The organism is Paenibacillus humicola (assembly GCF_028826105.1).
Lineage (GTDB): Bacteria > Bacillota > Bacilli > Paenibacillales > Paenibacillaceae > Paenibacillus_Z > Paenibacillus_Z humicola.
The window spans coordinates 110417-124581 of record NZ_JAQGPL010000001.1 but is presented as its reverse complement, the minus strand read 5'-3'; the positions used below and the strand labels follow the sequence as shown (position 1 = coordinate 124581).

Here is a 14165-nt window from a genome sequence, read left to right as displayed (position 1 = left end):
AGTGAACGGCCGTATACGAAAATGCCGGCCCGGTCAAGACCTCCATTACATGTAGATCTCGATCGTGCTGCGTCCATGGCCGAGTGCCGCCTCCAGCCGGTCTTTGGCGATCCGGAGACCGCCGGTACGGTAACGGTTCGGCGCGTCCTCGGCCGGAAGCTCCTCTCCGTTCACCGTAACGCGGCGGTCAACGTTCCGGCCGCTCAGATGATAGACGAATTCGACCGGACGGTCCATCACCCGGAACTCGAAGCGCAGGCCGTTTAAGCGGGCCGGCAGCACCGGGTCGATGACCAGGTCGCCGCCTTCCTGACGAATCCCGAGACAGTTCGAGATCAGCTGGTTCATGTAAATGCCGGGGCCGCTGGAATAGACCCGCCAGCCGCCCTTGACCGGCACGCCGCCCGTTTTCAGCTCCCCGAACCGCTTCTGCGCTTCGTAACGGTCGCTGAATTTGCCGTCCGAGCTGCTGAAATACGCGTTGCTCTGCCGCAGCTCGGCATTCGGCACGACATCCCGCAGCCCGACCGGATTAATGACCTGCAGCGCCTGCCACGCCTCCTCCGCATGACCCAGCTTGGCCATCGCTTCGACGAAGCGGATATGGGCGTGCACGTACTGCAGCCCGATTTCCCGGCCGAAATTGGCCGCCTGCTCCGCACGCTTGAAATGCGTGCTGACGCCGCCGGCGTAATTCGCCGGACGATTCATAAGCCGGACGCCGTCCGGGAAAAACAGCTGCTCCTTGATCAGCCGGTAATGCGCATCCGCCTGCTCCTTCGTCAGCAGCTCGCCGATCATGCTGCGCGTCATCGGCAGCAGCCGGTAGCGGATGCCCGTCTTCGTATCGTGCGGATGAAGCATCGGCTCCGCCTTCCCGGGTTCTTCCATATACAGGAATCCCGGAATGATCTCCGTCTCCAGCATATACCGGCCGAAATCCGCCTCGATGCCGGATGCCATCCGCCGCAGCTCTCCCGCCATCGCGGCGTCGTGCTCCCCGAGCGCCCCTGCCAGCCGTTTGAACGTCTGGAACGTCAAGGCGACCGTCCAGCTGCTCACCATAAACTGCTTCATCTGCGCGTTCGCCGGCTGCAGCGTATCGTCCCAGTCGCCGTCACCGTATGCCGACAGAAAGGTGCCTTGCACGAAATTGGCCTTGATCGCCGCGAGCTGTTTGCGCACGTGCTCCAGCAGTGCCGGCCGCGCCGGGGTAAACTCGCCCTTGTGCCGATCCATATACGGCACCGGCTCCCGCAAAACGCCAAAATCCTTCGTCGCGTACAGGTAATCGCCCAGCGCCTTAAGCGGCCAGACGATAATGTCCCCGTGGCTCTCCTCCTGCTGAATGTTGGAGTACCGGTCGAACATGAACCACTGCGGCCAATTCCCGGTGTCCTCAAACTGATGGGCGTATACGGTCAGCAGCACTTCGCGCACCGTCTCGTATTTCCGGGTCGCCATAAAATATTCGGCAGGCCCCTGGCAGACGTCGCGCGTCCCCCAGGCCGCCCCGCCGTACTGCTCGAGTCCGTGCGGCACGGAGAAATGGACAAGCATGTTGTGGGTATACCACCAGGCGAGCGCGTTAACCTGATTCAGACGGCCGCCGTCTTCCCCTCCCTCCCCGGGGGGAAGCGAGAGCCGGAAGCCGTTCATGACGGTCTGAAAATAGTGCCGGTACCGTTCGATTTCCTCCTCCGGCTTGAGGTTCTCGAAAGGCAGCTCCTGCCCGTACAGCAGGCCCTGGACGGTCAGACTCCAGGAAGCGCTCGCCCCGAGCTCGAGCACGACCAGCGACGCTTCGCCCGGCTCCGCGCCTTCCGCGAGCATCGACTCGCCGCCGACGTTCAGCTCGGCGCCTTCGATGCGCATCCGGTAGCGCAAATCCGGATAGTACGAGGCGCTGAGCGAGCTGCCGTCCGCCCGGAACGTGAGTGTGCCGCCCTCCCGCTCTATATGAAACGGCGCGTCGTATTCGTTGTTCCCCATCGTCACCTGGTTAGTGACGAGATAACGGCGCGCCCTGCCGGTTTCCGAAGCGACGCGCAGATGAACCTCCGGCGTGTCGACCGCCGTGAAGACCAGGACGGTGATCGTATCGCCCGGCATTTTGTACACCCATTTCGCATAATTGAATCCCATCTCGAACAACGAGGGCATCGCCAGCAGCCGGAAGCCTTCGTCCGTTTCAACGTAAATGCGCTGTCCGGACGTCTTCATCGCATTCAGGGCGCTGCGGGCGTTCGACAGCATTTTATTGAACGACGTATTGCCGACGACCAGCTGGGAATTGAAAATACCGTACATGTACGCCGTCGTCGTCAGCACATGCTCGTTCATCCGGTCGTTGCGGCCGGTCATCAAAATATGCCCGTGCGGGCGCTCGACCAGCAGCTCCTTGCGTTTCAGCACGACATGCTCGTGAGCGGGCGTGAAGAAGGAAAGCAACGTCTCCCCTTCCCGTTCCTCCTGCAGACGAACCGGATACAGGCGCTCGATCTCCTCGGGCGTCATATCCAGCGTTTGCAGCGGCCTGCCGGCAGAGCTCGTCAGCACCGTCCTTCGGACCGTCCGCTCTTCGCCCGGCTGCCGGGCTTCCGCCCGTTTCCGCGCCTCGGCCAGCTCTTCCGCAAACTCCAGCTCCGTAACGGCTGAAGGATGGTTTTCCTTATACAGCCCGTAGAATACGGCCCGGGCTTCCCCGTCCAGACGAATTCGCCCGCTCTGCAGCGCGGTGTAGGCAAACTCGTATTGGTAAACGCCGTTTGCCAGCTTCTCGCTCGTCAGCCGCTCCGGCGTATTCGTCTCTTTATAAGAAAGTCCGAAAAACTGAAAGCCGTCCGTCGAGTATCCCGCGGCGCCGGTCAGCGCGCCCTGCTGCAAATAAGGGAATTTGCCGCCCTGCTGCGGCTGATTTTGACGGGAGCAGACGACATAACCGCGGTTCTCGTCTTCAAAGACGGTATGGCCGATATATTGCGACAGGTAAGCTTCGTTGGAACGCACCGCGCCCTTGTCCGCAATGCCGATATCCTGGCCGTAAATCAGGTCCACCTCGGCTTCGCGCCCGTGCAGCCGGACATCCCAAAACCAGATGCCGCCGCCCGCAAGGCGCAGCGTCACCCGGTAGCGGATTCCCCAAACCTCGCCCTCCCAGGCGAGCGACGTCTCCGAATGCGACAGGCGGCTGGCCGAGCGGACGCCGAGCAGCGGCACGGCTTCGATGCCGGATGGCAGAAACCGCCGAAGATAAATATTGTTCAGCGACCCGTCGACAGGGTTGCCGAGCAGCTGATTGATCAGCGTCTCCCCGCAGGTAACGGCGTACAGATCGCCGCTGTTCAAGAAGGCGAACCGCAGTGCTCCTTCGCCCAGCTGCAAAGTCGAACCGGTTTTCTCTATCATGCAGATGTCACCTTCTTGTCTGATTGGATTCAATGGAACGCAAAAAGGGATTGGCTTTTTTCGCATTTTTTTTAAAGGCATTATTTGGTTCGAAACGTTTCAATTTTGGGTCGAATTGATTGTAATATAAGTTAAAAGCGTACGTCAATGAAAATCGAAACGTTTCGATTGACATAAAAAAAGGTGTTGAATACGATTTCAGTTTATTTTATAATGGCTTTCGAAACGTTTCGACGATGTGGCTTCGCATAAATCGGCATTTTTCTCAAATGATAAGCAAAAACGGGGAGGAAAAAGGTATGTTTGGAAAAAGAAAGACCATGGCGGCAGGGCTGGCCGGCTCCATGCTGCTTGCGGGAATGCTCGCGGGCTGCGGCGCATCGTCGTCGAACGGCGGGAACGGCGGCGGCGAAGCTGCCGGAGGAGGAAACGCAAACGGCGGCGGCAAGAAGGTCACGCTGAACGTTTGGGGCATGGGCGACGAGGCGAAATCGCTTCCTGCCATGGCGAAAAAGTTCGAAGAGCAGAATCCCAATATCGACGTGAAAATTCAGGCGATTCCGTGGAGCAGCGCCCACGATAAACTGCTGACGGCGGTCGCTTCCAAGAAGGGACCCGACGTCTTGCAGATGGGCACGACCTGGATGCCGGAATTCGGCGCGGCAGGCGCGCTGATGGATTTGACCCCTTATATCGATCAGTATCCGGACCTGAAGGACGACAACTTCTTCCCCGGTTCTCTCGAAACGACGAAGCTTGACGGTAAAATTCTCGGCGTCCCGTGGTACATCGATACGCGCGTCCTGTATTACCGCACCGACCTGCTGGCATCCGTCGGCTACAAGGAAGCGCCGAAAACGTGGGACGAGCTGAGTGACGCGGCGCAGAAGCTGGCGAAGCGCGGCAAAGGCAAATACGGCATCAGCATCGACGCGAAGGAGCAGACGCTGTCCTTCATGTTCGCCCGTCAGAACGGCGCGAAGCTGCTGGACGATCAGGGCAAGCCGCAGTTCAACGATCCGAAGTTCGTCGAAGCGGTCAAATACTTGAATTCGTTCTACCAGAACGGTTCGGCTCCGAAAGAGGATCTGGGACTCGACCCGGTACAGGCGTTTAAAGGCGACGCCATCATCCCGATGTTCATCTCCGGCCCGTGGATGGTCAAGCCGATTACCGAGCAGGCGCCCGAGCTGAACGGCAAATGGGCGACCGCGGTGCTGCCGAAGAAAGAGAACAACATCTCCAACCTGGGCGGCTCCAACTGGTCGGTCTTCCAATACACGGAGCAGAAGGACGCCGCGCTGAAATTTATCGATTTCATGAGCAAGCCGGACATGCAAATCGAATGGATGAAGCTGGCCGACGCCATGCCGGCCGCCAAAGCCGCGTGGGACGACCCGGCCCTGAAGAGCAACCCGTACCTCAGCGTCTTCGGCCAGCAAATGAACGACGCCGAGCCGATGCCGCTCATCAAGCAGTGGGAGGAAATCGCGCAGAGCTATCTCAGCACCTTCGAGAAAATTTACCGCGGCGGCGAGGACGTGCAGAAAGCGCTAGACGATTTCAACAAGAAAGCGGAAGAAACGCTCAGCAAATAACGTTGTAGGCCGCGGGACGGCCGCCCGGCAGCAGGCTGCCGGGCGGTCTCCCGTTTACCTTTGGCGGGAGGTGACAGATTCATGAAAGGCGCGACCAACAGCAAAGCCGCCTACTTTTTTATCGGGCCGACGCTTTTGCTGCTCGCCGTTTTTTCGCTCGTTCCGATCGCAATTGCGCTCGTGATCAGCTTTACCAATATGGACCTGACGGGGCTCGCGGATTATTCGGCGATCCGTTTCGTCGGCTTTCGCAATTATATCGACGTCGTCGCCGACCCGATATTCGTTAAATCGATCCTGAACACGCTGTTTTACGTGGTGATCGGCGTTCCGCTCGTCATCGCGGTCTCGCTCGCCGTCGCGCTGCTGATCAATTTCGGCAAAAACCGGCTGTTCGAGGTGTTCCGCGTCCTGTATTATATGCCTTCCGTGACGAACGTCGTAGCGGTCGCGGTTGTTTGGGGCTACCTGTATAACCCGAGTATCGGCCTGTTCAATTTCCTGCTCGGCAAGCTGCATCTGGCCGGCGTTCCGTGGCTGACGGACCCCGTCATGGCCAAAATTTCGCTGATCATTCTCGCGCTGTGGCGAGGTATCGGACTCAACATGATCATCTTTATCGCGGCGATCCAGGGCATCCCGAAATCGTACTACGAAGCCGCCCAGCTGGACGGCGCGAACCGATGGCAGCAGCTGTTCCGGATTACGCTGCCGATGCTGCGGTTCGCGATTTTCTTCGTGTCGATCACGACGACGATCGGCTGGCTGCAGTTTTTCGAGGAGCCGTTCATCATGACGAACGGCGGTCCGCTGGACAGCACGACCTCGGTCTCGCTGTTCATCTATCGCAACGGCTTCCAGCTGAGCCATTTCGGCTATGCCGCCGCAGGCTCGTTCGTGCTGTTTGCCGCCATCATTGTCGTAACGCTCGTCCAATTCCGGCTGCAGCGCAAAGATACCGACTTTTGATCCTGACCTGAAACGAGGTGATCGTGGTGAGTTCGAATACGCTGCGCACGGCGCAGGCGAAGAGGGGCGGCGGCGAAACGACGCTGACCTGGGTCGTCGCCATCATCCTGACGATCGGGGGCCTGCTCGTCGTGCTGCCGTTCGTGTGGATGATTTTCTCGGCGTTCAAGACCGAAGGCGAGGTCATGCAAATTCCGCCGACCCTGTTCCCGAAGACGTTCACCCTGGACAATATCCGCAACCTGTTCGCCAATATGAATTTCACCGTTTATTTGCGAAACACGCTGATCGTCGTCCTCTGCTCCTTCGCCGGGCTGTTCCTGAATGCGATGGCGGGGTTCGGCTTCGCCAAATACCGGTTTAAGGGCAAAGACAACCTGTTCCTGATGGTGCTGGCGACGATGATGATTCCCAGTCAGGTGACGATGATCCCGGTCTATCTGATCCTGAACTACATGCACCTGACGAACACGATGACCGGCATCGTGCTGCCCGGTCTCGTCGGCGCGTTCGGCATTTTTCTGTTCCGCCAGTTCATGTCCACCATTCCGGACGAGCTGCTGGAAGCCACGCGGCTCGACGGCGCCAGCGAATGGCGGGTGTTCCTGCAGATTATTCTCCCGATCTCGAAGCCGATTTTGGCGGTGCAGGCGATCCTGACCTTCATCGCCGGCTGGAACAGCTTCCTGTGGCCGCTGATCGTCGCCAATGACGAGGGTCTATACACGCTCTCCGTCGGCCTCTCGCTGCTCAAAGGGCAGTACAGCGGCAACTACGCCCTGCAGATGGCCGGCTCCGCATTTATGGTCGTGCCGATCATTATTATTTTCGTGTTCTTCCAGAGGCACATTATCGAGAACTATTCGATTTCCGGCATGAAATAAATTCATCCTGCATTTAAAGCCCCGGGCCGAAAGCGGTCCGGGGCTTTGCGTCATTCCATCGCGGCAGGGGCGGAATGGCCGGCATCGAAATAATTCAGGCTCATCGCCTCCCGCACCTCGCGCATCGTTTCCCGCGCGATCTCTCGCGCGCGCCGCGTCCCGTCCATCAGAATGTCGTCGACATCGGCGAGCCGGCCGGCGTATCGGGACCGGCGCTCCCGCATCGGCTCCAGAAGCCGCTCCAAAATCGCCGTGAGCCGCTCCTTACAGGCCGTGCAGCCGATCGCCGCGCTCTCGCACCCTTCACGGATTTCCGCGGTGCCATCCGGGTGAAAAGCGCGATGATAGGCATAAATCGGGCATCGTTCCGGATGGCCGGGATCGCTTCGGCGGACGCGCGCGGGGTCCGTCGTCGCCTTTCGGATCGTTAGCGCCAGTTCTTCTTTACTGGAATCGAGCGCGATCGCGTTTCCCAGGCTTTTGCTCATCTTTGCGCTGCCGTCCGTGCCGACGAGCCGCGGCATGTCGCTGATCAGCGGCTTCGGCTCGACGAGCACCGGCTTATACAGCTCGTTAAAGCGCCGGACGATTTTCCGGGCCAGCTCGAGATGCGGCAGCTGATCGTCGCCGACCGGGACGATCGACGCTTTGCAGAACGTGATATCCGCCGCCTGGCTGACGGGATAGCCGAGGAACCCGTAATACATCTCGTCCAGGCCGCCCTGTTTCGACTCCGCTTTAACCGTTGGATTATGGCGCAGCACGTTGACGGTGACGAACATCGAATAGAACACCGTCAATTCCGCGATCTCCGGAACCATCGACTGGACGAAAATCGTCGCCCGCTCCGGATCGATCCCTGCGGCTAAATAGTCCAGCGCCACCTCGCTCAAGTGGCGGCGGATCACCTCCGGCCGTTCAAAATGCGTCGTCAGCGCCTGTACGTCCGCCAACAGAATAAACGTCTCGTATTTTTCCTGCAGCGCAACGCGATTTTTCAAACTGCCGGCGTAATGGCCAAGGTGAAGCTTGCCGGTCACCCGGTCTCCGGTCAAAACCCGTTCCGTCATGATTGAACATCCTCCTTGTTATGGCGGCTGGCCTCCGCTTCCGGAAACCGCCTGTTGAAATTCCATTTTCGTTCCGATACGTAATCCGATGCCGCCGCCACCAGCCATCCTCCATGGCCATCACCCCCTTTAACATGCAAAAAAGCCCCGTCCGAATAAGGACGAAGCTTTGCGATCGCGGTGCCACCTTAATTGACCGTTCCCTTGAGCAGCCTGTGCCGGGTTCGGTCATCTCTTGACGGTACGGAGACAGCCAAACGCGCAGATCTCGATACCGCTCCCTTGATAACGGCGGGACTCCCGGCTTTCCCTACTGACCCAACTGGGCGGTTCGGAAAAGCGACTCCAAAGGCCATTCGGCATGACGCCGGACACCGGTTCGCAGCAACCACCGGCTCTCTGCACGTCCTTCGCGCATGCCTACTTACCCTTTATCTGCGTCGTTCGGATATATGAAGCATCTTACATCAAACGATTCGGCGGGTCAATCGGCAAAGGAACATAATTGCCGCTGGTTCGGCCGGGGAAACGGGCTTATAATGAGTCCAAAAGGCATTTCCACGGGGAGTGAAACGATGCGCCCGAAAGCGATTCTGCTCGACATGGACGATACGATTATTTCCTACGATCACGGAATCGATCTGGACCTTTGTTGGAAGCGTGTATGCAGCAGGCATCTGCGCCTGGACGATGCACGTATCGGCGAGCTGATTACCGAAATTAAGCGGCATGCCAAATGGTATTGGAGCGATCCGGAACGGCACCGCACGGGACGGCTGGACCTGGACAAAGCCCGTACCGAGATCGTTGCGAGCGCCCTTCGGCTCGCAAGCATTCACGAGCCCGCCGCGTCCCGGCGGATCGCCGTCGATTACGGAGTCGAACGCGACCATGAAATCCAGCCGTATCCCGGCGCCGTCGAAACGCTGCGGCAATTGCGCGATAAGGGCTTCCGGCTTGCGCTCCTGACCAATGGCGCCAAGCTTCCGCAGCGGAACAAGATCGAACGCTTCGGGCTGGCACCCTTTTTCGACTGCATTCTGATCGAAGAGGAATTCGGTGCCGGCAAGCCTGATGAAAGGATTTATCTGCATGCGTTGGACCGTCTGGGTGCCGCGGCCGATGAGACATGGATGGTCGGGGACAATTACGAATGGGAAATCGCCGCGCCTCAAAAGCTGGGCATCAAGGGGATCTGGATCAATCCCAAAAGGCTCGGCCATCCGTCTCCGGAGCTTCCGTATCGAACGGTTTCGACGTTGAGCGACATTTTGCCTTTATTGGATGAAACCGCTGTGTCCTAAGAGAGATGTCCTGATTAGGAATGTGGATCGTTTGTTGTCGTAAATGAAAAATCTCCGGAAGGCGCGAGCCCCCGGAGATTTTTTTGCGTTTAGGCTTGGCTGCCCGATGCGATTGTACCGTCTGACGAAACCTCTTCAGCCCTTATTCTTCTCCCGTCGCGATCGGATTCTCCTTGTTCGACACCCAGTCGCTCCAGCTTCCCGCATACAGCTTCACGTTGCGGAAGCCGATCGCTTCGAGCGCGAACACGTTCGGGCAGGCGGTGACGCCCGAGCCGCAGTAGACGATGATTTCGTCGTCCGGCGACAGGTGCGCGAAGCGCTCGCGCTGCGCTTCGTCCGGCAGCCAGGTCCCGTCCGCCGCAAGGGCGTCCTTCCAGAAGCGGTTGATCGCGCCGGGAATGTGGCCTGCGGCCGGATCGATCGGCTCCGTCTCCCCGCGGTAGCGCGGCGCTTCCCGGGAGTCGATCAGGACGACGCCCGGCCGGCCGATCCGCTCGCGCACGTCCTCCGCCGTGACGGCCAGCTGCGGCTGCACGTCCGGCGTATACGGCTCGTCCGCCGGGGCGATTTGCGGCGCTTCGGCGGTGACGGGGTACCCGGCGGCCTGCCACCCGGCAAAGCCGCCGTCCAGGATGGAGGCGCCGCCCGGATGGCCCAGCCAGCGGAGCAGCCAGACGAGGCGCGCGGCCATCGCGCCGCCCTGGTCGTCGTAGGCGACGACGTGCGTGCCGCGCGTAATGCCGGCACGCTCGAGCGCGGCGGCCAGCGCAGCCGGCTCCGGCAGCGGATGCCGGCCGCCGCGGCGGTCTTCGCGGATCGGAGCGGACAGATCCCGCTCCAAATCCATATACACCGCGCCGGGAATATGCGCGGTATGGTAGGCGCGCTCCCCGGCGGCGGCATCCTGAAGCAGAAACCGGCAATCCGCGACACGAACCGGGTTGGAGGCGTTTTGCAGACGCTCATGCAGCCATGGCGGCGATACGATTCCATTCATAAGGGCAGCCTTCTCTCTTTGCAGGGATTTGCACCCGCTTCGGCAAGCGGAATGCGTTATTTTGAACAAGCCTGGTTCTATTTTACCATGACGATTCGGGATTTGTTATAATGTTGCTCATGAAGCCGTGCCTGAACGCACGCCCATCAAGGAGGCCTCCGCCCAACATGTCTCTACCAGACGACGACCGGTCCTGCACTTCCTTCTCCGTTGTGCCGCTTTCGACGCAGTTGGCCGAGGAATTATGCGGATGGCGCTACGAGCCGCCGTACGATTTCTATCATTGGAGCTCGTGGGAAGTGATGCAGCAGCTCGGTCTTGAATTCGGCGATCCGGCCATCCGCGAACGACAGTACGCCGCTGTGCTCGACCGGAACGGCACTTTTATCGGCTTTGGGCAATTTTTTCCGCTGCTCGGGGTCACGCGCATCGGCCTCGGCATCCGCCCCGGTCTGTGCGGCCGCGGCATCGGCCCGCATATGGTCTCGGCTTTGGTTCGCGAGGCCTTGCGCCGCGCGCCGAACGACGAAATCGATCTCGAGGTGCACGTCTGGAACGAGCGGGCGATTCGCGCTTACGCCAAAGCCGGGTTCGTCATTACCGACACTTACGTGCGTTCGACGCCGAACGGGCCGGCGGAAGTGCATGCGATGACCTATCTGCCGTAACGGAAGGACATACCGCAAACCACCGGCGATTGAAAAAGGTACTATTGTTTCCCGCCCCTGCATATGAGTAGTATCGACGATGCCGTTTTTCTTCCAAAAACGACTTTCGTCTATGCTTTCGACGCCGTGAGAAAAACTTGTCGGCCTATGCTTTCGCAGCTGTTTTTCTTTCGAAAAACTTGTTAGCTTGTGCTTTAGTAGCTGTTTTTCTTTCGAAAAACCTGTTAGCTTGTGCTTTCGACGCCGTTTTTCTTCGAAAAACCTGTTAGCTTGTGCTTTCGTAGCTGTTTTTCTTTCGAAAAACTTGAGGAGGCGGGATTCATGAAAGTACTGAACGTCATTGCGTTAATCGTGCTGATTCTGGGAGGGATTAACTGGCTGCTGGTGGGCGTCTTCGAGTACGACGCCATCGCGGAGCTGTTCGGCGGCGCCGCCGAGGTCGGCTCGAAAATCGTCTACATCATCTTCGGCATTGCCGCGCTGTATTCGCTGTCGTTCTTCGGCAAAGTGTCCGCGGAGGACTGACGCCCAAGAAAAAGCGGCTGCAGCCGCGAAAGCCGGAGCCTTGCCCCTTTTATATCGATAAACTTTTTCGGTCCGCGCAAAAAGAAACGTTTGGCGCCGCTCTTTGGAGGTGGAGCACGTTTCTTTGTACCGATCGTTCGGGAAGGAAGACGAATTGTTCATTTCCTGCCGGTCAACGAGAGCCCGTTCCGCGCCTCGAGCGCAGCGGGCTCTTCCCATGCGGCCGCCGGTCTTAGGGCTGGCTTGCTCCAACGGCTTCACGAAATGCATCCCCTAAGCTCCCGTTTCCTCCTCCGTCTCCCTCGCCTCCGTCATATCGGCAAACAGCAAACCATATCCCGGCACGGGGATGCAGACGGTTCGTATGCGTCTCGTTGAATCGAGGTCAGTGTAGTCCGACGATACGATCGCCCCGGGGCCGGCTTCGAGACGGACGAAAGCCGGAATGAAATACGGCCGCCAGCTCCAATTAAATCCCCTGTACGACGTCTCGCGGGACCACACATCCCCCGCTTCCCGGCGGTAGTTAGCGGACAGCTGGATGCCGTCCTCGCCGCACAAATAGACGCGAATACAGCTGTCGTCCAGATCCGGCAGCAGCTGCTCGATGAATGCATCCTCAACCGCTCCTCCGGAAGCGGCCTCTCCTTCCCGCCGCGCCCTGTCGACAGCCGTGCGCAGCCTGCAAGCCTTCGCGCGCCAATGCCGCCCGGCTTCCAGCATCCGCAGGCGCCGCAGCTCGAGTCCCCGCCCGATCAGCGATGAGAAGCCGAGCGGCGGATGAAACACCGGCTCGGCCGGCGCGAACAAGAACCCCTGCGCATATCTGGCGCCGATCTCGATCGCCCGCTGAAGCTCGAGCTCCGTCTCGACCCCTTCGACGAGAAGCGACGCGCCGATTTGGTCGGCCAAAGTCGAGAACGACCGAAGCACCCCGTAATAGCCGGTGTGCTTCCCGCTCTCGCGAAGCATATGAATGTCGATTTTCAGCACATGCGGCTGAAGACGGGCAATCCGGTCCAAATTGCTGAATCCGCTGCCCACATCGTCGATCGCGATCAGGCAGCCTGCCCGGCGATACACGTCCACGACCGGCCGCAGCTGCTCCATCGGCTCCGTGAACGCTTCCTCGGTTATTTCGATCACGACCCGCCCGGGATCGACGCCATGCTTGTCCATCAGCCGCAGCGTCGGCAGATCGCCGGTTCTGGCATACGTCTCGAAGATCCACGACGGCTTCAAATTGAGAAACAGCTTGGTGCCGTCCGGCGCCGGCGCCAGTGCCGTCCCTTTGCCTCCGGCGAACGTCTTCAGCGCCTGTTCGCGCAGCCTGCGGTCAACCCGGATATGGTCCGCCATCGAAACCGTCCTGTCTTCGAAAAAAGGACCGAGACTGCGCACGCCCTCGCTTGTCGCCAAGCGGCCCAGCGCCTCGTAGCCCATCACTTGCCGCGAATCGAGCGCTACGATCGGCTGAAAATAAGGCATGGTCCGGCCTGCCGGTATTTTGTGCGGCTGTTTCGCTGCAGCTGCTTGTCCCTTCATCGCCGCGCCCCTAGTGTTAATTTTGTGTTAGATAAACTGACATTCCACGCGATATGCTTTATTGTAAAAGAGGGGTCCGCCCGTTGTAAAGGGGAGCCTTCGGCGAATTGCCCGTTCCTGCGGGAGCGGGCCGCTCCGGCCGGACGCAGCCTTCCGCCCGTGCTGCGGCAGCGCGCAGTCAAGCCGCTTTATTCGCCGCGAAACGCGCCGTACGCTTCGTTATATCGCCGGGCCGCCCGGATATCCAGCTCCGTAATTCCGCCGGCGCTCCAGGTCGTCAGGCGCAGCGTCACCTTTTTATAGTCGATGCCGATGAACGGATGATGGTTCATCTCCTCGGCAATATCGGCGATCCGGCCGACGTAGGCGACCGCGTCCGGGAACGAAGCGAACCGGTAGCTGCCGCGGATCCATTTGACGTCCTCGCGCACCCACCCTTCAAGCCCCGCAATCGCCTCGTCCGCCGCCTCCTGCGTCAGTTTTTCGATTTTGCCGCCCATTTTCAAAACCCGCCTTCCCCATGAAGAAACGGCCGGCGCCGTCTTGTGACGTCGGAACAAGTTTCTTCCCTTAGATCGATAGCAGAGAGTTGAAAAAATCTTGCTGTGACGGCCCTTCGGCAGAGCAGCAAGTCTTTCAATCGCCTTTACCGTTCAGATCAATCGGACGATCCGGCTTTCGGTTTCGTCTACCGCAACCTCGATAAAGTGATGCTTCGGCCGGTATGCGACCGTTCCGCCGCCAACCGGAATGACCGGCTGCTGCCCAAGCCCGTAGAACACGTCGTCGGCCAGCGCCTCCATAACCTCACGCCGCTGCGCCGAATCCAGCGATCCCCATTCCTCCGGAGCCATTTCAAAAAACGTATACCCGTCCCCGATCGCTAGGATCGCTTCGGTCAGATCGTTCAAAATATCTTTATACTCCCTGGCATGCTTCACGCCCATCATCGATTCCGCCTTTCGGAGCGAATTTAAAGGTCTTACTCATATTCTACACGAATTGAGCCAAAAATTAACGTCGCTTCCGCCGCTTTTGCTCTAATTTGCGCCACCTTTTTTGACGATAACCCTTTTAAAGGTTGGAACTGCCCCGGCTGCCGGCACGGCTGCCGCCTTCGGGACGCTCCGGTCCGCCCGCGGCAGTCTCCTCGGTTTGGGAATGGTCGGCCTTGTCCGTCTCATTTTCCTTTCA

At 59.3% G+C, this 14165-nt stretch carries 12 protein-coding genes and 1 other annotated feature; of the genes, 6 read left to right on the top strand and 6 right to left on the bottom strand.

Features of this window, described 5'->3' with window-relative positions; translation table 11 throughout:
- Positions 1–45: 45 nt before the first annotated feature.
- Positions 46–3408: a GH36-type glycosyl hydrolase domain-containing protein gene (locus tag PD282_RS00615; protein WP_274648477.1), complete on the bottom strand. Its 3363-nt coding sequence runs from the start codon at positions 3406–3408 to the stop codon at positions 46–48.
- 299 nt (positions 3409–3707) lie between these two features.
- On the opposite strand from PD282_RS00615, the gene PD282_RS00610 reads away from it, so the two are divergent.
- From PD282_RS00610 to PD282_RS00600, 3 genes are all read left to right on the top strand, one after another.
- Complete coding sequence (locus PD282_RS00610; protein ID WP_274648476.1) at positions 3708–5006, top strand: sugar ABC transporter substrate-binding protein; 1299 nt, start codon at positions 3708–3710, stop codon at positions 5004–5006.
- An 81-nt stretch (positions 5007–5087) separates the two neighbouring features.
- Complete coding sequence (locus PD282_RS00605; RefSeq protein WP_274648475.1) at positions 5088–5975, top strand: carbohydrate ABC transporter permease; 888 nt, start codon at positions 5088–5090, stop codon at positions 5973–5975.
- A gap of 83 nt (positions 5976–6058) precedes the next feature.
- On the top strand, positions 6059–6859 hold the full coding sequence (locus PD282_RS00600) for a carbohydrate ABC transporter permease (protein ID WP_420832335.1): 801 nt from the start codon (positions 6059–6061) through the stop codon (positions 6857–6859).
- Positions 6860–6909: 50 nt separating this feature from the next.
- On the opposite strand, the gene trpS is transcribed toward PD282_RS00600, so the two are convergent.
- The gene (gene trpS / locus PD282_RS00595; protein ID WP_274648474.1) at positions 6910–7929 is read right to left on the bottom strand and encodes a tryptophan--tRNA ligase; all 1020 of its coding nucleotides are present in this window, start codon (positions 7927–7929) and stop codon (positions 6910–6912) included.
- Positions 7930–8083: 154 nt separating this feature from the next.
- Positions 8084–8376: a binding site (T-box leader), on the bottom strand.
- 128 nt (positions 8377–8504) lie between these two features.
- Between trpS and PD282_RS00590 the strand changes: the two genes are divergently transcribed.
- Positions 8505–9233: an HAD family hydrolase gene (locus PD282_RS00590; RefSeq protein WP_274648473.1), complete on the top strand. Its 729-nt coding sequence runs from the start codon at positions 8505–8507 to the stop codon at positions 9231–9233.
- A 142-nt stretch (positions 9234–9375) separates the two neighbouring features.
- Here the strand turns inward: PD282_RS00590 and PD282_RS00585 are convergent, their stop codons facing one another.
- Entirely contained in the window at positions 9376–10233 is an 858-nt protein-coding gene (locus PD282_RS00585) for a sulfurtransferase (protein ID WP_274648472.1), read from the bottom strand.
- A 167-nt stretch (positions 10234–10400) separates the two neighbouring features.
- On the opposite strand from PD282_RS00585, the gene PD282_RS00580 reads away from it, so the two are divergent.
- Both PD282_RS00580 and PD282_RS00575 read left to right on the top strand, forming a co-directional pair.
- Positions 10401–10901: a GNAT family N-acetyltransferase gene (locus PD282_RS00580; RefSeq protein ID WP_274648471.1), complete on the top strand. Its 501-nt coding sequence runs from the start codon at positions 10401–10403 to the stop codon at positions 10899–10901.
- 321 nt (positions 10902–11222) lie between these two features.
- On the top strand, positions 11223–11426 hold the full coding sequence (locus PD282_RS00575; protein WP_274648470.1) for a DUF378 domain-containing protein: 204 nt from the start codon (positions 11223–11225) through the stop codon (positions 11424–11426).
- 273 nt (positions 11427–11699) lie between these two features.
- Here PD282_RS00575 and PD282_RS00570 read toward each other — a convergent pair whose 3' ends face one another.
- From PD282_RS00570 to PD282_RS00560, 3 genes are all read right to left on the bottom strand, one after another.
- On the bottom strand, positions 11700–12971 hold the full coding sequence (locus PD282_RS00570) for an EAL domain-containing protein (RefSeq protein ID WP_274648469.1): 1272 nt from the start codon (positions 12969–12971) through the stop codon (positions 11700–11702).
- A gap of 188 nt (positions 12972–13159) precedes the next feature.
- Entirely contained in the window at positions 13160–13471 is a 312-nt protein-coding gene (locus PD282_RS00565) for a 4a-hydroxytetrahydrobiopterin dehydratase (RefSeq protein WP_274648468.1), read from the bottom strand.
- A gap of 153 nt (positions 13472–13624) precedes the next feature.
- A complete protein-coding gene (locus PD282_RS00560) occupies positions 13625–13921 on the bottom strand; it encodes a KRAB domain-containing protein (protein WP_420832261.1) in 297 nt (98 codons plus the stop codon).
- Between the last annotated feature and the right edge of the window lie 244 nt (positions 13922–14165).